This is a genomic window from Rhodoferax sp. (assembly GCF_030653815.1).
In the GTDB taxonomy this organism is placed as follows: Bacteria; Pseudomonadota; Gammaproteobacteria; order Burkholderiales; family Burkholderiaceae_C; genus Rhodoferax.
In genome coordinates this window covers 90225-107915 of the sequence record NZ_JAURYQ010000006.1, presented here as the reverse complement: position 1 = coordinate 107915, position 17691 = coordinate 90225, and the positions used below count along the sequence as shown (strand labels likewise).

Below are 17691 nucleotides of genomic sequence, written 5' to 3'. Positions count from 1 at the left end.
GGTGAAAATTCATGGTGAATGTCAATTCTGAAATCAGCACCGGGCAGGCAACACACGAGCTTTGGCAGGCCATGCTGGCCCATATCAGTCAGGGCGTTTGTGTGTATGACGCCCACGGCTGTGTGAGCCTTTTCAATCCGTGTCTGTCCGAGTTGCTCGACGTGCCACCAGAGTTCCTGGCCAGCAGCCCGTCCCTGCGCGAGATTTATGATTTTCAGATGCAGCGCGGTGATTTCGCCGGCGCCCCCCATCCGCTGGACCAGCCGTCCGGGCTTGCCAGCGACGCCGACGACCCGGCTGAGCCCACCGAGCATTACCTGCGCCTGAAGCATTTGGGGCGTACCCTGCAAGTGCAAACCCGGCGCCTGCCCGGGACCGGTCTGGTGCAGACCGTGCTGGACGTCAGCGACTATGTGCAGGCAGAGGCCGGCCGCAAGCGCGCCAACCAGTTGCTTTTTGCCACCCAGGCACTGGCCGAGCTGGGTGGCTGGGAAGTGGACTTGCTGCGCGAGCAGGTGACCTGGACCGACGGCGTTTACCGCATTTTCGAGACCAGCCCGCAGGACTTCAGTCCGTCGCCCGCCACGATCAAGCCGCTCCATACCGAAGATTCACAGGCCGTCGAGGAGGCGTCTTACCAGCCGTCGGGCCAGTCCACATCGACCCATGAGTTCGAGATTGAAATGCTGACCCTGAAGGGGCGGCGCATCTGGCTGCACTCGCGGGGGACCACCAACTGGGTCAATGGCCGCGCGGTCAAACGCACCGCCATCGTGCAGGACATCACCCGACGCAAACAGACCGAGATGGCGCTGCGCGACAGCGAGGCACGCTGGAAATTGGCGCTGGAAAGCGTGGGCGACGGCGTCTGGGACCTGCAGGTGCAAAGTGGTGAGCAGTACCTGTCGCCCAATCTGCTGCGCATGTACGGTTATGACGATGGCGAACTCCAGGCCAGCGTGGCCGAGCTCGATGCCCTGGTTCACCCCGAGGACGTGGGCCGCGTGCAGCACGACCGGCAGGCGCATCTGGATGGCCTCACGCTCACCTACAGCAATGAGCACCGGGTGCTGTGCAAGGACGGCAGCTGGAAGTGGGTGCACAGCCGGGGCATGGTGATCAGCCGTGATGCCCAGGGCCAGGCGCTGCGCATGCTGGGCACCCACGCCGACATCACCGAGCGCAAGACGGCCGATGCGCTGGTCTGGCAGCAGGCGCACTTCGATGCGCTGACCGGCTTGCCCAACCGGCGGCTGATGCGCGAGCGGCTGGTCCAGGAAATCAAGAAATGCCGTCGCAACGGGCACAAACTGGCGCTGTTGTTCATCGACCTCGATCACTTCAAGGAAGTCAACGACACGCTGGGGCACGACCGTGGCGACGATTTGCTGGTCGAGGCAGCGCAGCGCATCCAGCGTTGCCTGCGTGAAACCGACACCGTGGCGCGCATGGGTGGCGACGAGTTCACGGTCATCATCACCAGCCTGACCGACGAGTCCAATCTGCAAAGCATCCTGCCCAAGCTGCTCAACACCTTGAGCGCTTCGTTCCACCTGGGGCTGGACCAGGTTTTTGTGTCGGCCAGCATGGGTGTCACGGTGTACCCGACCGACACCATGGAGGTGGAAGACCTGCTGAAAAATGCCGATCAGGCGCTCTATGTGGCCAAGGCGGCAGGGCGTAACCGGTTCAGCTTTTTCACTCCGGCGCTGCAGGAGGCCGCCATGCAGCGCGCCCAGCTGACCCACGATTTGCGGGCTGCCCTGCCGGCGCAGGAGTTCCGCATGGTCTACCAGCCCATTGTGACCCTGGCCACCGGCGAGATCCACAAGGCTGAGGCCTTGATTCGCTGGCAGCATCCCAAACGCGGCCTGATCAGCCCGGCCGAGTTTATTCCGGTGGCAGAAAGCAGTGGCCTGATTGTGGAACTCGGAGATTGGATTTTTGCCCAGGCGGCCGCCCAGGTGAAATGCTGGCGTGCCGACCTGCACCCCGAGTTTCAGGTCAGTGTCAACAAGTCCCCCTTGCAGTTCGAGAACCCGAACCCCAATCACGTTTCCTGGATCGACCAGTTGCGTGTGCTCGGACTGCCCGGTGAAAGTGTGGTGGTGGAGATCACCGAGGGCTTGCTGCTGTCGACCAGCAACGGCGTGGTCGATCAGTTGCTCAAATTGCGCGACGAGGGCATCAACGTGTCACTCGACGACTTTGGCACAGGCTACTCGTCACTGTCCTACCTGCAGAAATTCGACATCGACTTCATCAAGATCGACCAGTCATTTGTGCGCGACCTGAAGGTGGGTACCACCGACCTGGTGCTGTGCCAGGCCATCATTGCCATGGCGCACGCACTGGGCATGAAAGTGATCGCCGAGGGCGTGGAGACGCTGGAGCAGCGTGACCTGCTGAAAGCCGCGGGCTGTGATTACGCGCAAGGCTATTTTTACTCGCGCCCGGTGGGTCCGGCCGAATTCGCAGCCATGGTGCAAAAGTCTGACGAGGCGCTGCGCGAGGCTGCTTGACCAGCCAGGCTGCGCTGTGGCTCAGGCCAGGCGCAAGCCGCTTTGCGCGTCAAACCAGTTGTTGTGCCGGCCGCTGACTGTCATGCCCACGCTATCGCCGATCTTGACCGGCGTGTTCGGTGCTGTGCGCACCGTGACCAGCCCGACCCCGGTCTTGACCACCACGTAGGTGTCGGCCCCGGTGGGCTCGACCAGCGTGACCTCGCCGCGCCAGCTGGCGTCATCGCTCAGATGGATGTGTTCCGGGCGCTGCCCCAGCGTCACCATGCCGGTGGCCGGGCAGGGCAAGGTCAGGCTGCCGCCTTCAAAGGCAAATACCGCGTTGTCGCCATTGCCGCTGGCTTGGCCCGGGATGAAGTTCATCGTGGGTGAGCCAATGAAGCCGGCCACATAGGTGTTGGCCGGGCGGCGGTAAATATCGTCGGGTGTGCCGATTTGCTGCAGGATGCCGTCTTTCATGACCGCAATGCGGCTGCCCAGTGTCATGGCCTCGATCTGGTCATGCGTCACATACACCGTGGTGATGCCGCTCACCAGGTGCAGGCGCTTGATCTCGGCGCGCATTTCCACGCGCAGCTTGGCGTCCAGGTTGCTCAAAGGTTCGTCAAACAGAAACAGTTGTGGGTCGCGCGCCAAAGCGCGCCCCATGGCGACGCGCTGGCGCTGGCCACCCGAGAGTTGCGCTGGCCGGCGGTCCAGCAGGTGCTCGATCTGCAGCATGGCGGCCACTTCCTGGATGCGCTTTTTGCGCACCTCGGGTGGCACCTTGCGCATTTCCAGCGCAAAGCCGATGTTGTCGGCCACGCTCATGGTGGGGTAGAGCGCGTAGCTCTGGAACACCATGGCGATGTCGCGCTGCGCCGGCGCCATGCCAATGACGTTCTTGCCGGCTATTTTCAGCTCGCCCTCGGTGGGTTCTTCCAGGCCGGCAATGATGTTGAGCAGGGTGGACTTGCCGCAGCCCGAGGGACCGACCAGGATCAGGAACTCACCAGGGGCGACCTCGATGTCGATTTTTTTCAGGATTTCGACGGCCTTGTCACCCTTGCCGAAAACCTTGCGAATGCCTGCAATATGAAGTGAAGCTGCCATGATGTTTATCCTTTGACCGCACCGGCGGTCAGACCTTTGACGAAATATTGTCCGGCCAGCACATAGACCAGCATGGTCGGCAGGCCGGCGATGATGGCCGCAGCCATGTCGACGTTGTAGCTTTTCACGCTGCTGGTGGTGTTGGCCATGTTGTTCAGGCCCACCGTGATCGGCTTGCTGTCGGCGCCGCTGAAGGCCACGCCAAACAAAAAGTCGTTCCAGATGTTGGTGAACTGCCAGATCAGCGTGACCATCAAAATGGGCGTGCTCATGGGGATCACGATGCGGTAAAAAATACGCCAGAAGCCGGCCCCGTCCATGCGCGCAGCCTGAATCAGCTCACGCGGAATGGCGGTGTAGTAGTTCCTGAAAAACAGCGTGGTACCTGCCATGCCGGCCAGGCTGTGCACCAGCACCAGACCGGTGATGGAACTGCTCAGACCCAGAAACCCCAGCACTTGGCTCATCGGCAGCAGCACCACCTGGAATGGCATGAAGACGCCAAACAAAATGAAGCCAAACAACAAGTCCGAGCCCTTGAACTTCCACATGCTCAGCACGTAGCCGTTCAAGGCACCCCAGGCGGTCGAGATCAGCACCGCCGGCACCGCCATGCTCACCGAGTTCCAGAAGTAGGGTTTCAGGCCACGGCAATCCACGCCAGTGCAAGCCGTCGACCAGGCCAGTTGCCAGGACTCGACATTGAGCGATGTCGGCAGGCTCAGCAGGTTGCCGGCGCGCAATTGGTCGGCATCCTTGAAGGAGGTGACCAGCATCACATACATGGGCGCCAGAAAGAAGAAAGCCGCCACCGCCAGCACGGCATACACCGCCAAACGGGACATATTTTTAGCATTCATGGTCAGGTCCCGGTTCAACGCTCGTGCGGTTTGGACCGCAACTCGCTGTAAAGATAGGGCACCACCAGCGCCGCCACCATGGCCAGCATCATGGTGGCGCTGGCGGCGCCCAGACCAATCTGGCCGCGGGTAAAGCTCATGGTGAACATGAAGGTGGCGGGCACGTCGGACGCGTAGCCCGGCCCACCCGCGGTGAGCGCCATCACCAAATCGAACGCCTTGATCGACAGGTGTGACAGCACCAGAATGGTGGAGAACACCACCGGGCGCAACACCGGCAAAATGATTCGCCAATAAATACGTGGCAGGCTGGCACCGTCTATTTGCGCCGCCTTGATGATGCTGTCGTCGATGCCGCGCAAGCCGGCCAGGAACAACGCCATGGCAAAACCCGCCGACTGCCAGATGCCGGCAATCACGACGCAGTAAATGGCGGTGTCGGATTGCACCAGCCAGTCAAAGCTGAAGCTGCTCCAGCCCAAGTCCTGCATCAGTTTTTCCAGACCCAGGCTGGGATTCAGAATCCATTTCCAGGCGGTTCCCGTCACGATGAAGGACAGCGCCATGGGGTACAAATAAATGGTGCGGATCACGCCCTCGAAGCGGATTTTCTGGTCCAGAAAAATGGCCAGCAGCATGCCCAGCAGCATTGAGCCACCGACATACAGCACGCTGAACAGCCCCAAGTTTTTCAGCGCCACGTACCAGCGGTCCATTTCCCACAATTTCACGTATTGCTCCAGCCCAACGAATTCGTCGTAGTTGGGCAACATGCGCGAGTTGGTCACGGACAACACACCGTTCCAGATCATGAAGCCATAGATGAAGGCGAACCCGAGCACAAAGCCCGGCGCGATCACCAGTTTGGGCAACACGTTTTCAAAAGATTTCATGGACATTGCGCCTTACGGTTGGGAAAGTTTTGGGCTTGGTGCATGGTGCGCCTGCGTTGTTCCTGGGCTGTGCTTGCGCTGTGACGGGATCAGACGGACCGGGTATTTCACTTCGTTCGTGTCCCCCAACCCTAAGCCTGCGGCCTAGGGTCTCCTCCTTGACCTCACTACGCGAAACACCCGACCCGTCTGATCCTGGGGAGGACTTTGCTTTGCTTGTCACAAAGCCCAAGTCCGAGTCAGGGTCGGCAAGGTTTTGGTTTTCCTGCCAGTAAATCCACAATTCAGCAGTAGGGCTGGGGTGCATACCAGAGCGAAGTCAAGGAGGAGCCCGTCAGGGCGGGGGACATGAGCGGCGGTATGTACCCCAGCCCTGCTGCGGGCATGGGTAAAAATACCCCGCAACCCCCAGGCTTTACTTGGTCGCCGCAGCCTTGGCAATGCTCTTGACGCCGTCAGCCACACTCATCTTGTCGTTGTTCCAGAACTGGCTGACCGCATCCTTCATGGCACCCGACACCGCGGGAGGAACCGCCATTTCGTGGGCGATGGACGGCACCAGGCCACCGGCTTTGGAGGTCGCCACAAAGTCCTTGCTCGACAGCTTGGCGCAGTCGTCAAACTTGGCCATGTCCATGTTCAGGCGCACCGGAATCGAACCCTTGTTCAGGTTGAAAACCTCCTGGAACTCGGTGCCCATGATGGCTGCCGCGAGATCTGCCTGCGCTTTTTGGGCGGCGGCATCCTTCAGTTTGAACATGGCAAACGAGTCCACGTTGAAGGTGAAGGCGTTGGCGGTGCCCGGCGCGGCGGCGCAGATGTAGTCCTTGCCCGGCACCTTGTTCGCGGCGGTGAACTCGCCCTTGGCCCAGTCACCCATGAACTGGAAGGCGGCTTTTTCCTGGATCACCATGGCCGTGGCCAGGTTCCAGTCGCGTCCGGGAGCCGCTGCGTCGGTGTAGGACTTGACCTTGCGGAAGGTTTCCAGTGCCTTGCTCATGGTGGCGCTGGTGAGTGCTTTTTTGTCCAGCTTGACAAAGGCATCGTTGTAGAAACCGGCACCGCCAACGCCCAGTGCCACGGATTCAAAGGTGGTGAAGTCCTGCCAGTTCTGGCCGCCGTGGGCGACCGGAATCAAACCGGCTTTTTTGACCTTTTCAGCGGCGGCAAAAAACTCGTCCCAGGTCTTGGGGGCGCCGGCGACACCGGCTTTTTTCAGCACGGCGGCGTTGGCCCACATCCAGTTGACGCGGTGCACATTGACCGGGGCGGCCACGTAATTGCCTTTGTACTTCATGACATCGGCCACCACCTTGGGCAACAGGCTGTCCCATTTTTCGGCTTTGGCCACTGAATCCAGATTGGCCAGCACGCCCTCGCTGGCCCATTCCTGAATGGCCGGGCCCTTGATCTGGGCGGCTGCAGGCGGGTTGCCTGCCACCACGCGGCTTTTGAGCACGGTCATGGCATTGTCACCACCGCCACCGGCCACGGCAAAATCTTTCCAGGTGTGGCCCTTGCTCTGCATGATTTTTTTCAGCTCGGCGGCCGACTTGGCTTCGCCGCCGGCGGTCCACCAGTGCAGTACCTCGACTTCGCCAGCCATTGCTGCGTTAGCTGCCACCACCATGGCCACGGCCGTGGCCAACTGGGTAAGTTTGATCATGTCATCTCCTTGAAGTTGGCCTGGGTTGTTCTTGGGGAAGCCAGGCGCGGGTTGATTCGGGCAGACACCGTGTTGCCGGAATTAATTAATTGTTAATTAATTTTCAGGAAGCCGCAAGTAAGTATTTACCCTTGGTTGCGCCCGATCAAAGAAACTTACACCACCAGCGCCAGCGCGCCGAAATCACCCACGCGCTCGCCCAGGCCGGCGCTGACCAGTTCGCAGCCCTCGGTGAGCGGTGGTAGTTTGCCTTTCACCACGGCGCGCAGGCGCGGCAACAGGTGATCGCGGTGGTGCCAATAGACGCTTCCGCCCAGGCTGATGCGCTGCAGATCGAGCGTGACGATCAGGTTGTAGAGCATGCGCCCCATCACCTCACACAAGTCGTCAACGATGGCGTTGGCCCCGGCATCACCGGCGTAAGCGGCGGCAAACAATGAAGCCGAGTCCGCATAGCCCGCCGACGCAAAGCGGCGGGCGATGGCGTTGCCCGCGATCAGGCCTTCCACGTCGCCCAGGTTGCCGCAACCACACAGGGCGTCGTTGTTGGTGCTGACAAACAGGTGCCCGGCATGACCGGCGTTGCCGTTTTTGCCGCGTAACACGTGGCCATCCGCACACAGGCCGGTGCCAATGCCGGTGCTCCAGGTCACGTAGGCACAGTTGGCCATCGGCACACCATTCGTCTGCAGGGCACCCCAGCGGCGCTCGGCTTCCAGCGCACCAATGCCATCGTTTTCAACCCGCACATGGGCGAAGACGGCGCGCAGCGGGGCTTCCAGCAAGGCCGTTTTCCAGTCGTTGGGAAGACCGCGCGCGGGGCCGGCCTGACCGCCGCAAATATTGGGCGCCGCCAGCTCCACCAGGCCCTGGTTCAGCACAAAGGGCCCGCAGGACGCCACGCCAACCCGGGCGATGCGCTGCACCGGTACGTCGGCGGCGTCACAGCTCTGGCCAATCAAGCGGATGATTTGCCGACCCAGCGCATCGTTGACGCCGGTGGTGGCGGTGGGTTCGGACACTTTGCCGCGCACTCCCTGGTCGTCCACGATATTGACGGCCACCTTGGTGCCGCCAATGTCCACACAGGCGATCGGCGCGGCACCGCTGGGCAATTTAAAACCGTGGGTCAGTACATTTGAATTCATGATTGTTTCCATGGAAATGGGGCGCCAGGCATCAATATGGCCATAAGTGGTGAGGCCGCTATGCTAAACCCTGACGCCGGGGCCGGTTGCCAAGGCATTACCCTGGCGCTTATCGCTAACCGCTTGGGGTTTCAGGCTCGACCGTGTGTCAACTCGTCGGCAAATTGGTGATTGACGTCGCGGTGGTGTGCCTCATCCGCGCGAATGACGACGATGACTTCCCGCAGCATGGCGCCCGGGGCCAATTTCCAGTAGTCGATGGCGACCTGCGGTGCTGGCACATTCGGGTAGGTGCCGTTGTCCACCCCTGCCAGGTATTCGGTGTAGCTGAACACGGCCTCTTCCTCAAGGTAACCCACGATCCGGTGTGCTGTTCTGGGCGTAAACATATAAAGCAGAAAGAACAGGTTGTAGAAGGCACCTTGCACCAGCAGAACAAGCAAACGCTCAAGCCGTGACGGCTGTGCAATCTGGATGAAGGTCATCAAGTGCATGCGTTCATTTTCGGCTTCCTCCAGCAGCACGCGGATCCAGCCGCGGTCACTTTCCATGCGTCGCAGCGCACGCAAATGTTGCAGCGTGCCACCCACCATGCCCGGCACCGCGGCAACGGTTTCCAGCACCACCGCGCGAATGCCGTAGCGCTTGGCGAAAAAGGCGTCTGCAAAGAAGCGCATGAACTTGACCAGTCCGAGGGCGAATCGGTCGCAAAAACACCTTGGTTGATGGTGTTGGGGCGGGTCAGTTTCAGTGGCCATGCCGGGTCCTCTTTGTAAAGTTGCCTGTGGGTGGTACGCGCCCAGGAACCCGAGCCGATGCTTTGCAGTCCATGGTAGAGGCTTGAAGGCCAAGCGAACGTTCGGTGGCTCACAGAGCCGGTGCCAGTACCAGTACGCTGCCGCACCGACGGGCCGCCATCGCGCTCCTAAGCTGAAGGAACAGTCTTCGGACCGAGCCCTGCGCTCGATCCACCTTCAATTCACCCAGGAGAAGCACATGAACCCATTGATCACCCCACTTTCCGACACCCCAGCGGTCGACGAAGACCTTGCCGAGCAAGCCCTGCCCGGTCACGGCATACCGTCGCAGGACACGGACCCCGCCGCGCAAGTGGCGCTCGAACCCCAGGAGGCTGAGCGCGAGGCCAACTCGGTGCTGGTGGGGGGCGGCGTGGTGGCTGGTGCCGCCACGGGGGCCGCCATTGGCGTCGCGGTGGCGGGCCCGGTGGGGGTTTTGGTTGGTGCCACGCTGGGGGCCGTTGCCGGCGCCGTGGGCGGGGCTGCCGCTGGCGCCACGGCGAACCCGAAGGATTCGAGCAGCACCAAGACACGCTGAGTGACGACCTTGAGAAGCTGACAGTGCCGGCCCTGGTGGTCCACGGCGATGCGGACGCCATCGTGCCCGTCAAAGGCTCGGGTCAGCGCGCCCATTGCGCCGTGGCCAGCCGCTGCGGCTTCAGGGGCGTGGCAAATGCAGCTGGGTCCAACGCACGATGTCGGCCGCACCCATGGCGCCAGCCTGGCGTGCCACCTCGCGGCCATTCACAAACAGGGCCAGCGTGGGAATGCTGCGGATGTTGAAGCGTGCGCCCAAGGCCTGCTCGGCCTCGGTGTCCACTTTGGCCAGCCGCACGGTGGGCTCCAACTGGGCTGCCGCCTGCTCAAAAGCCGGTGCCATCTGGCGACACGGGCCACACCAGGGAGCCCAAAAATCGACCAGCAGCGGAATCTGGTTGCGCTGGATGTGGCGTGTAAAACTGGCCTCGTCGAGCATCACCGGATGGGCGTCAAACAGCGGCTTGTGACAACTGCCGCAGTCGGGCGCGCTGCCCAAATTGGCGCGGCTGATGCGGTTGGTGGTGTGGCAGTGCGGGCAAACAATGTGCAGGGCATCGGTCATGGGGAATCCTTTCAAGCCTTGCAGATGGTTGCAGTTGGCATGAATTCAAGCACCAGCGTCACACGAATTTGGCGATGGCCGCGGCCACCAGACTCAGCACGATGGTGGTGGTGAGCGGAATAAAAAATTCCTTGCCGAACACCTTGAAGCGAAAGTCACCTGGCAATTTGCCAAAACCCAGCTTCTGCAGCCAGGGCGTGAAGCCGTTGATCAATACCAGGGCCAGAAAAACAACAATGAGCCAGCGGAACATGGTTTGCCTTGTTTACAGGGTGTGCGTCTTGTCGCCAGACTCAAACCCGAGCGCCTGCCAGGGCTCGCCCTTGTAAAAACCGATGACCTTGAAGAGCTCGCCCATTTCGTGTTCCATGATGAGTTTTTGCGCCATCACACGGGTCGGCAGGTCGGCGGCTTCCATCTGCCTGAGCAGGCCGCAGTTCATCAGGAAGCGGCCTTGGTTGCAGTAACCCAGAACGCCCAGGCCCGCTTCATTGCCTGCCAGCGCCACGCCGGTGAAGTTGACGTGGGCGGTGATGTCTTTCAGGCCAACGCGCGCCAGCGGGTCGTCGTCCACCTGGTGCGCCTGGTGGCACATCACCGTGCCCATGTGGCGTTGCGGATGGTAATACTCGGCCTCGGGAAAGCCGTAGTCGATCAGGAACACCGCGCCGCGCGAGAGCTTGTGGCCCAGCGTGCGCACAAAGGATTCGCCCTGTGGGTGAATCTCGGTCAAATAATCCTGCGGCCCGGCAATCTCCAGGGGTGGGCGCAGCGCCGTGGGCCGGTCAGCCCAGGCAAAAGCAGGTGTCCCGTCCGCTTCTGCCCCGCTTGGCACCACGCCGCGCTCATGCCAGGCGCCATGGATCCGGGCCAGCAGCTTGACCGGCATGGCGTCAAGCACCTCGTTGCCCAGCACCACGCCCTGCAGCTCGTCGGGCAGGGCGTCAACCCAGCGCACCTGCCCGGCAAACGCCGCCAAGGTGACTTGTTGTCGCGCCCGCAGGCTGCTTGAAATGTCCACAATGGTGTAGCGCGGCAAAGGCCCGCCCTGGGCCTGCAGGGCTTGCAGAATTTGCAGCGCCAGCGCGCCAGAACCAGCGCCAAACTCCCAGACTTCCTGGGTGTCGGTGACGTGCAGCGCCTGCACGACCTGCTGCGCCAGGGTCCAGCCAAACAGCGGGGTGATCTCGGGCGAGGTGACAAAGTCGCTGCCAGCAGCGCGCACACCGTCCTGCACGGCGTAGGGCAAAACGCCAAATTTGGCACTGCCGTGGGCGTAGTAACCCAGGCCGGGGGTGTACAGGGCCAAGTCCATGAAAACATCAAACCCGACCCAGCCGCCGGCGTCAAGAATGGTCTGGCCGATGTGGTGCGCGAGCTCGCTCGTTAAACTGTGGGATCTTGTCATAGCCTGGAATTGTCCCCGAATGTCTCACCCTGTCACGCCACCGCCTGCCGCCGTCCCCGTTCCGCGCACCGTTTTGGTCACCGGTGCTGCCAAACGGCTGGGCCGCGAGATCGCCCTGACCCTGGCCCGCGCGGGCTGGCGGGTGGCCGTGCATTACCGTGATTCGGTGGAAGAAGCGCGCAAAACGGTCGCCGACTGCGCCAAGCTGGCAGGCGCCAGCGCCTCTTTTCGCGCCAACCTGGGCAATGAGACAGCAGTGCGCAATTTGTTGCCGGGCGTGATTGAAGCGCTCGGGCAGGTGGATGCCATTGTCAACAGTGCGTCCACCTTTGAGCACGATACGCCCGAGAGCTTCAGCTTTGCGGCCATGGAAAAACACATGCGCGCCAACACCGGCGCGGCCATTCTGTTGAGCCAGGCCTTGCATGCGCATCTGCTGACGCGCGAGGGTGCCCAGGGTGCCGTGGTGAACCTGCTGGACCAGAAGTTGTGGAACCCGAATCCGGATTTCGTCAGTTACACGCTGTCCAAGGCCGCGCTGGAGTCTGCCAACACCATGCTGGCGCTGGCGCTGGCGCCGCGCGTGCGGGTGGTGGGCGTGGCCCCGGGCCTGACGCTGACCAGCCACATGCTGACGCCGGAAAAGTTTGAGGCGCTGCACAAGCTGTCGCCACTGGGCCGCTCCTCCACCGCGGCCGACGTGGCGGCCACGGTGGCCTTTGCCCTTGAAAACCAGTCCATCACCGGCACCACCCTGCTGGTGGATGGTGGCCAGCACCTGATGAAGTTCGAGCGCGATTTTTCGCTGCTTTGACCCCGGGCCGCATTCCCACTTACTTATTCCTCACACCATGACTTATTTCACCAGCAGCCACACGCTGGGCCAACAAACCCTGACTTTGAGTGGCCTGCGTTTTGATGCCAACCTGGGTATTCTTGAAGCCGAGAAGATCGCGCCGCAACCGATCCAAGTGGATGCCGAGCTGAGCCTGGGCTTGCAACCCTTGCTGCCGGCCGATGACGACATCATGCATGTGCTGGACTACCGCAAGGTGCGCAAGATCATCATTGACGAGTGCACGGCCGTGCACGTCAACCTGCTGGAAACGCTGATTGGCAAGCTCGCCAACCGGCTCATGCAGCTGCCCAACGTCAAGGGGGTGCGCGTCAAGATCGCCAAGCTCGAAATTTTTGCCGACTGCGAAGTGGCCATTCGCATCGAGACCGGCCAGTGGAACAAGGATTGAACCCATGAATGCCATTTGGACAGACAGCGCCGAGAAGGTGCAGCAGCCAAAAATCGAGCGCGAAATCCACAAGCTCGAAAAGCGCCTGTGCCGCCAGGTGGGCCAGGCCATCATCGACTTCAACATGATCGAAGAGGGCGACCGTGTCATGGTGTGCGTGAGCGGTGGCAAGGACAGCTACGGCTTGCTTGACATCCTGCTGAAATTGCAGAAGCGCGCGCCGATCAACTTCGAGATTGTAGCCGTCAACCTCGACCAGAAACAGCCGGGCTTTCCGGCGCACATCCTGCCCGAGTACCTGGCCAAGCTCGGCATCGAGTTCCACATCGAGACCCAGGACACCTACAGCATCGTCAAAAAAGTGGTCGCCGAGGGCAAAACCATGTGCAGTCTGTGCAGCCGACTGCGCCGCGGCATTTTGTACCGGGTGGCCGACGAGCTCAAGATCACCAAGATTGCGCTGGGGCACCACCGTGACGACATGCTGGCTACTTTCTTCCTCAACATGTTCTTCGGCGGCAAGCTCAAGGGCATGCCGCCCAAGCTGGTGAGCGACGACGGCGGTCACATCGTCATCCGGCCGCTGGCCAACGTGGCTGAAAAAGACCTGGTGCGCTGGGCCGCGCACCGCGAATTCCCCATCATCCCCTGCAGCCTGTGCGGCAGCCAGGAAAACCTGCAGCGCCAGCTCATTGGCCAGATGCTGCGCGACTGGGAAAAGCAGTACCCGGGCCGCACCGAGACCATGTTCACGTCACTGCAGAACGTGGTGCCCTCGCACTTGATGGATGTCAATCGCTACGACTTCAAAAACATCAAAATCACCGGACGGGCCGATGAAAATGGTGACAAGGTCTTTGACGAGGAAGAGTTTCCGCTGCCCAAGGTGGCGGGTTTGCAGGTGGTGCAGCTTTAACTCATGCATGGACTGCTGTGCTTCGCTCGCAGTGATAAGGTCCTTTGGCTTGTGATTATGGGGAAAAATATGCGGTCAATCGTGAACAAATTGGGGCGCGCCGCCCTGCTGATCGGGGTGGTCCTGCTTTCGGGCTGTGCCGGCGTGCGTCTGGTGGACACCCAGGTCAACAGCTTTGCGCCGCAAGCAATCGCCACCGGTGCCAGTTACCAGTTCGAACGCCTGCCCTCGCAAATGGCGGACCCGGTGAATCAGGCCAAACTGGAAAAGCTGGCTGAGCAGGCGCTGGCCAAGGTTGGCCTCAAGCGTCAAAACAACGCAGCTTTGCTGGTGCAGGTGAGCGCCGTGCAGCGCCAGGAAAATACCCTCAACCAGGGCGGCGTGGGCATCGGCTGGGGACTGGGCTGGGTCTTTGGTCACGGTGCCATCAGCATTGGCAACCGGGGTCCGCTGTTTCCCGGCCTGGAGTCGCGCACCACTTACTGGCGCCAGGTCAGCCTGATCATACGCAATGCCGCAGGCGCAGTGGTGTTCGAGAGCCACGCCAGCCACGAGGGCATCTGGCCGGATGGCGATGTGGTGCTGGCGGCCATGCTGGACGCGGCGCTGCAAGGCTTTCCGACGCCGCCTGCCGGGGTGCGACGGGTCAATATTGAAATTCCCAATTAATAAGTTGACGACCTAGCTGGCCATGCAAGCAACCCGTATCATCGCCATCCGCCACGGAGAAACCGCCTGGAACGTGGATACCCGGCTGCAAGGCCACCTTGACATTGCGCTCAACGCCAAAGGACTGTGGCAGGCCGCGCAGGCGGCACGCGCGCTGGCCGAGGAACCCGTGGCGGCCATCTACACCAGCGACCTGCTGCGCGCCTGGCATACCGCCAGTGCCATCGCGCAGAGCACCGGCGCGCCCCAGGTCGCCAGCCGGGATTTGCGCGAGCGCTGTTTTGGCAGCTTTGAGGGCAAAACCTATGCCGAGCTCGAAGCGCAGTGGCCGCTTGAGGCGATGCGCTGGCGCCGGCGCGAGCCCGACTGGGCGCCCCCGGGGGGTGAATCCTTGCTGGCGCTGCGTGAGCGCATTGCCGCCACCGTGACTGCTTTTGCGGCGCAACATGTGGGCGGGCAAATTGTGCTGGTCGCCCATGGCGGTGTGATGGATGTTCTCTACCGCCTGGCCACCGGCCAGGAGCTGCAGGCGCCACGCACCTGGCAGCTGGGAAATGCCACCATCAACCGCCTGCTGTGGACCCCCGAGGGCCTCACCCTGGTGGGCTGGGGCGATGTCCGTCATCTGGAAGAGGCGACGCTGGACGAGGGCAGTGCCTGAGGCAATCCTTTCACGGTAACATGCCCGCCTTTGTTGACCAATTTTTGGAGAATTTCCGTGCAGCTTGTTTGTCTTGACCTTGAAGGTGTCCTGGTTCCCGAAATCTGGATCGAATTTGCCAAGCGCACCGGCATTCCCGAGCTCTCACGCACCACCCGCGACGAGCCCGATTACGACAAGCTGATGAGCTACCGGCTGGCGTTGCTCAAGACCCATCAGCTGGGCCTGCCCGACATTCAAAAGGTGATCTCCGACATGGGGCCCATGGCCGGCGCCCGTGATTTTCTGGACGCGCTGCGGCGCGACTACCAGGTCATCATCCTGTCGGACACGTTTTACGAATTTGCCATGCCACTGATGGCCCAGCTCAACATGCCGGTGCTGTTTTGCCACAAGCTCGAAGCCGATGCCGATGGCTTTCTGGTGAACTACCACCTGCGCATGCCCAACCAGAAAAAAGAAGCGGTGCAGCGTTTCCGCGAGCTGCAGTTCCACGTGATTGCCGCCGGTGACTCCTACAACGACACCGCCATGCTGGCCGGGGCCCATGCCGGCATTTTGTTTCACCCGCCACAAAACGTGATCGACGAGTTTCCGCAGTTTCCGGTGACCATGAACTACGCTGAATTGCGCGCCGAGATCGACCGTGCGGCAGCCAGGCGCTGACCCTTATTCGCTCTCGAACTGGTCGGCATTCCGGCCTTTGAAGGGCGCATAAAAAGCCTTGATCTGCAGCATGTCGGCCTCGAGGTTGCCGCTGGGCACAAACAGTGGTCCGAGGCCGCTGACCTTGCGCTGGTAGTCCATGTAGGCCAGCACGATCGGCACTTGTGCTGTGGCTGCAATGTGATAAAAGCCGGTTTTCCAGTAGCGCGTTTTGCTGCGCGTGCCCTCGGGCGGCACGATCAGTTGCAGGGCGCCGTCCGCCGCCTGAATGGCTTGGGCCGAGGCCAGCACCAGGTTATTGGTCTTGCTGCGGTCCACGGCAATGCCGCCGAGCCAGCGCATCAGCGGTCCAAACGGAAATCTGAAGATGCTGGCCTTGCCCATCCAGTAAATGTTCAGGCGCAGCACAAAAGCCACCATCAGGGTGTAGGGCAGGTCCCAGTTGCTGGTGTGGGGGGCCGCAATCAGCACGCTTTTTTGCGCCTGCTCGGGCAGCACGCCCTGCACCTGCCAGCCCGCCAGCTTGAGATAAGTCACTGACAAGGCGCGCAGCAGGGTGTTGACGACGGGGGTCGAGAAAATGGTTCGGTGCATGGCTGAAACGGTGGCGTTGAAAACGTCCAGCGGCCCAAAACAGGCACCAAACGGCGGTCTTTACTGGGGCAAATTATGGCCTATAGATCCAGATTCATGAGGGTTTGCAGCGGCGCGTTTGGGGCCGCATTGCGCAGTCCGGTTTGATATTCGGTCAAGGACAGCAAGGAGCCCACGCGCACTCCCAGCAGGCGCAGGCGCTGCTGCAGTGGTACCCGTTTCAGGCAGAGTCCGGCCTGGTGGCGAATGGCGGCGGCATCACAGACGTAGTCGGGCAGCGTCAGGTCGCGCGTGACGCTTTTGAAGTTGTCATAGCGCAGTTTGATCCCGATGGTTTTGCCCACATAGCCCTTGTGCGCCAGGTCTTGCGCCACCTGGTCGCACAGCCGGGTAAAGATGGTGCCCAGCTCGGCCTTGTCGCGCACCGCGTGCAGGTCGCGCTCGAAGGTGGTTTCGCGACTGATGGACACCGGTTCACTCGCCAGCACCACGGGGCGCGTGTCAATGCCCCGGGCAGCTTCAAACATCCAGGCGCCGGTTTTCTGGCCAAAGTGGTCCATCAGCCAGCCTTGTTCTTTTTGCGCCAGATCGCCGATGGTTTTGATGCCCAATTGCTGCAGCCTTTCATCGGCCTTGGGTCCAATGCCATTGATTTTGCGGCAGGCCAGCGGCCAAATTTTGCCCGCCAGGTCGTCCTCGGCAACAATGGCAATGCCGTTGGGTTTGTTGAACTCGCTGGCCATCTTGGCCAACAGTTTGTTGGGCGCCACGCCCACCGAGCAGGTGAGGCCGGTGGCGTCAAAAATGGCTTTCTGGATCAGGCGTGCCAGCACCCGACCACCTTCGCGTTGGCCGCCGGGGACTTCGGTGAAGTCGATGTAGACCTCGTCAATGCCGCGGTCTTCCATCAGCGGCGCAATGTCCAGGATGATGTCCTTGAAGGTGCGGGAGTAGTGCCGGTAGGCGGCAAAGTCCACGGGCAGCAAAATCGCCTGGGGACAGAGCTTGGCGGCTTTCATGAGTCCCATGGCCGAACCCACGCCAAACTGGCGCGCCGCATAGGTGGCGGTGGTGATGACACCGCGCCCGCTGTAGTCTTGCAGTCGGGGGAACTCGGCCACCGCAATCTTGTGCAGCGGGCGCTCACCTTGTGCCGCCTTGAGGTCTTCGTCCTGCGCCCGGCGTCCGCCGCCAATCACCACCGGCAGCCCCTTGAGTTGGGGGTAGCGCAGCAGTTCCACGGAGGCATAAAACGCGTCCATGTCCAGGTGGGCAATGCGGCGCAGGGGGATGGTCCGTGGGGTGCTCATGACACCCTGATTTTCGATGCAAATGAGGCCGCTTGGCAGCCATCAAGGCAATGTGGCTTAAAGTCGTGCGAATGCCTGCTTTTTTGGTGCGCCAGGTCAAAAAAATGCCGCGCCATTCCGGTTAAGCTCTGCATTGCAGA

19 protein-coding genes are annotated in these 17691 nt (G+C 61.5%); 8 read left to right on the top strand and 11 right to left on the bottom strand.

What is annotated here, in order from left to right:
* Positions 1 to 11 precede the first annotated feature (11 nt).
* Entirely contained in the window at positions 12 to 2522 is a 2511-nt protein-coding gene (locus Q7U49_RS01620) for an EAL domain-containing protein (RefSeq protein ID WP_304762005.1), read from the top strand.
* A 21-nt stretch (positions 2523 to 2543) separates the two neighbouring features.
* On the opposite strand, the gene Q7U49_RS01615 is transcribed toward Q7U49_RS01620, so the two are convergent.
* The 6 genes from Q7U49_RS01615 to Q7U49_RS01590 all read right to left on the bottom strand — a co-directional run bounded on the left by Q7U49_RS01615 (position 2544) and on the right by Q7U49_RS01590 (position 8939).
* Positions 2544 to 3614, bottom strand: a complete 1071-nt coding sequence (locus tag Q7U49_RS01615) for an ABC transporter ATP-binding protein (protein WP_304762004.1) — start codon at positions 3612 to 3614, stop codon at positions 2544 to 2546.
* A gap of 5 nt (positions 3615 to 3619) precedes the next feature.
* The gene (locus Q7U49_RS01610; protein ID WP_304762003.1) at positions 3620 to 4474 is read right to left on the bottom strand and encodes a carbohydrate ABC transporter permease; all 855 of its coding nucleotides are present in this window, start codon (positions 4472 to 4474) and stop codon (positions 3620 to 3622) included.
* 14 nt (positions 4475 to 4488) lie between these two features.
* A complete protein-coding gene (locus Q7U49_RS01605; RefSeq protein WP_370653945.1) occupies positions 4489 to 5373 on the bottom strand; it encodes a carbohydrate ABC transporter permease in 885 nt (294 codons plus the stop codon).
* Positions 5374 to 5782: 409 nt separating this feature from the next.
* Positions 5783 to 7033, bottom strand: coding sequence for an ABC transporter substrate-binding protein (locus Q7U49_RS01600; protein ID WP_304762001.1), 1251 nt, complete (start codon positions 7031 to 7033; stop codon positions 5783 to 5785).
* Between the two features lie 155 nt (positions 7034 to 7188).
* Positions 7189 to 8181 carry an ROK family protein gene (locus tag Q7U49_RS01595; RefSeq protein ID WP_304762000.1) on the bottom strand — a complete coding sequence of 331 codons (993 nt, stop codon included), beginning with the start codon at positions 8179 to 8181 and terminating at the stop codon, positions 7189 to 7191.
* Between the two features lie 131 nt (positions 8182 to 8312).
* Complete coding sequence (locus Q7U49_RS01590; RefSeq protein WP_304761999.1) at positions 8313 to 8939, bottom strand: alternative oxidase; 627 nt, start codon at positions 8937 to 8939, stop codon at positions 8313 to 8315.
* A 238-nt stretch (positions 8940 to 9177) separates the two neighbouring features.
* On the opposite strand from Q7U49_RS01590, the gene Q7U49_RS01585 reads away from it, so the two are divergent.
* The gene (locus Q7U49_RS01585; RefSeq protein WP_304761998.1) at positions 9178 to 9516 is read left to right on the top strand and encodes a hypothetical protein; all 339 of its coding nucleotides are present in this window, start codon (positions 9178 to 9180) and stop codon (positions 9514 to 9516) included.
* Between the two features lie 120 nt (positions 9517 to 9636).
* Here the strand turns inward: Q7U49_RS01585 and trxC are convergent, their stop codons facing one another.
* Genes trxC through Q7U49_RS01570 form a run of 3 tightly spaced genes read right to left on the bottom strand, consistent with a single transcriptional unit; the run spans position 9637 to position 11488 of the window.
* The gene (gene trxC, locus Q7U49_RS01580) at positions 9637 to 10080 is read right to left on the bottom strand and encodes a thioredoxin TrxC (RefSeq protein WP_304761997.1); all 444 of its coding nucleotides are present in this window, start codon (positions 10078 to 10080) and stop codon (positions 9637 to 9639) included.
* 58 nt (positions 10081 to 10138) lie between these two features.
* Positions 10139 to 10333 (bottom strand): DUF2905 domain-containing protein, encoded by a 195-nt coding sequence (locus tag Q7U49_RS01575; protein ID WP_304761996.1) that lies wholly within the window; start codon positions 10331 to 10333, stop codon positions 10139 to 10141.
* Between the two features lie 12 nt (positions 10334 to 10345).
* Complete coding sequence (locus Q7U49_RS01570) at positions 10346 to 11488, bottom strand: class I SAM-dependent methyltransferase (RefSeq protein WP_304761995.1); 1143 nt, start codon at positions 11486 to 11488, stop codon at positions 10346 to 10348.
* 19 nt (positions 11489 to 11507) lie between these two features.
* On the opposite strand from Q7U49_RS01570, the gene Q7U49_RS01565 reads away from it, so the two are divergent.
* The 6 genes from Q7U49_RS01565 (at position 11508) to thrH (ending at position 15647) form a co-directional block, all read left to right on the top strand.
* Positions 11508 to 12302, top strand: coding sequence for an SDR family oxidoreductase (locus tag Q7U49_RS01565; RefSeq protein WP_304761994.1), 795 nt, complete (start codon positions 11508 to 11510; stop codon positions 12300 to 12302).
* Positions 12303 to 12339: 37 nt separating this feature from the next.
* A complete protein-coding gene (locus Q7U49_RS01560) occupies positions 12340 to 12735 on the top strand; it encodes a dihydroneopterin aldolase (RefSeq protein WP_304761993.1) in 396 nt (131 codons plus the stop codon).
* Between the two features lie 4 nt (positions 12736 to 12739).
* Positions 12740 to 13651, top strand: a complete 912-nt coding sequence (gene ttcA / locus Q7U49_RS01555; protein ID WP_304761992.1) for a tRNA 2-thiocytidine(32) synthetase TtcA — start codon at positions 12740 to 12742, stop codon at positions 13649 to 13651.
* Positions 13652 to 13732: 81 nt separating this feature from the next.
* The gene (locus Q7U49_RS01550; RefSeq protein ID WP_304761991.1) at positions 13733 to 14320 is read left to right on the top strand and encodes a DUF4136 domain-containing protein; all 588 of its coding nucleotides are present in this window, start codon (positions 13733 to 13735) and stop codon (positions 14318 to 14320) included.
* A gap of 22 nt (positions 14321 to 14342) precedes the next feature.
* Positions 14343 to 14981: a histidine phosphatase family protein gene (locus Q7U49_RS01545; protein WP_304761990.1), complete on the top strand. Its 639-nt coding sequence runs from the start codon at positions 14343 to 14345 to the stop codon at positions 14979 to 14981.
* Between the two features lie 57 nt (positions 14982 to 15038).
* Positions 15039 to 15647: a bifunctional phosphoserine phosphatase/homoserine phosphotransferase ThrH gene (gene thrH / locus Q7U49_RS01540; RefSeq protein WP_304761989.1), complete on the top strand. Its 609-nt coding sequence runs from the start codon at positions 15039 to 15041 to the stop codon at positions 15645 to 15647.
* A gap of 3 nt (positions 15648 to 15650) precedes the next feature.
* On the opposite strand, the gene Q7U49_RS01535 is transcribed toward thrH, so the two are convergent.
* Together Q7U49_RS01535 and dinB are read right to left on the bottom strand one after the other, a co-directional pair.
* Positions 15651 to 16241, bottom strand: coding sequence for a lysophospholipid acyltransferase family protein (locus tag Q7U49_RS01535; protein ID WP_304761988.1), 591 nt, complete (start codon positions 16239 to 16241; stop codon positions 15651 to 15653).
* An 80-nt stretch (positions 16242 to 16321) separates the two neighbouring features.
* Positions 16322 to 17551 carry a DNA polymerase IV gene (gene dinB, locus Q7U49_RS01530; protein ID WP_304761987.1) on the bottom strand — a complete coding sequence of 410 codons (1230 nt, stop codon included), beginning with the start codon at positions 17549 to 17551 and terminating at the stop codon, positions 16322 to 16324.
* Positions 17552 to 17691: the final 140 nt, after the last annotated feature.

Coding starts and splice junctions, on each gene's coding strand:
- dinB (WP_304761987.1), bottom strand. CDS start 17,551: ATGAGCACCCCACGGACCATCCCCCTGCGCCGCATTGCCCACCTGGAC.
- Q7U49_RS01605 (WP_370653945.1), bottom strand. CDS start 5,373: ATGTCCATGAAATCTTTTGAAAACGTGTTGCCCAAACTGGTGATCGCG.
- Q7U49_RS01590 (WP_304761999.1), bottom strand. CDS start 8,939: ATGGCCACTGAAACTGACCCGCCCCAACACCATCAACCAAGGTGTTTT.
- Q7U49_RS01535 (WP_304761988.1), bottom strand. CDS start 16,241: ATGCACCGAACCATTTTCTCGACCCCCGTCGTCAACACCCTGCTGCGC.
- Q7U49_RS01610 (WP_304762003.1), bottom strand. CDS start 4,474: ATGAATGCTAAAAATATGTCCCGTTTGGCGGTGTATGCCGTGCTGGCG.
- Q7U49_RS01615 (WP_304762004.1), bottom strand. CDS start 3,614: ATGGCAGCTTCACTTCATATTGCAGGCATTCGCAAGGTTTTCGGCAAG.
- ttcA (WP_304761992.1), top strand. CDS start 12,740: ATGAATGCCATTTGGACAGACAGCGCCGAGAAGGTGCAGCAGCCAAAA.
- Q7U49_RS01560 (WP_304761993.1), top strand. CDS start 12,340: ATGACTTATTTCACCAGCAGCCACACGCTGGGCCAACAAACCCTGACT.
- Q7U49_RS01545 (WP_304761990.1), top strand. CDS start 14,343: ATGCAAGCAACCCGTATCATCGCCATCCGCCACGGAGAAACCGCCTGG.
- trxC (WP_304761997.1), bottom strand. CDS start 10,080: ATGACCGATGCCCTGCACATTGTTTGCCCGCACTGCCACACCACCAAC.
- Q7U49_RS01570 (WP_304761995.1), bottom strand. CDS start 11,488: ATGACAAGATCCCACAGTTTAACGAGCGAGCTCGCGCACCACATCGGC.
- Q7U49_RS01575 (WP_304761996.1), bottom strand. CDS start 10,333: ATGTTCCGCTGGCTCATTGTTGTTTTTCTGGCCCTGGTATTGATCAAC.
- Q7U49_RS01565 (WP_304761994.1), top strand. CDS start 11,508: ATGTCTCACCCTGTCACGCCACCGCCTGCCGCCGTCCCCGTTCCGCGC.
- Q7U49_RS01620 (WP_304762005.1), top strand. CDS start 12: ATGGTGAATGTCAATTCTGAAATCAGCACCGGGCAGGCAACACACGAG.
- Q7U49_RS01585 (WP_304761998.1), top strand. CDS start 9,178: ATGAACCCATTGATCACCCCACTTTCCGACACCCCAGCGGTCGACGAA.
- Q7U49_RS01595 (WP_304762000.1), bottom strand. CDS start 8,181: ATGAATTCAAATGTACTGACCCACGGTTTTAAATTGCCCAGCGGTGCC.
- Q7U49_RS01600 (WP_304762001.1), bottom strand. CDS start 7,033: ATGATCAAACTTACCCAGTTGGCCACGGCCGTGGCCATGGTGGTGGCA.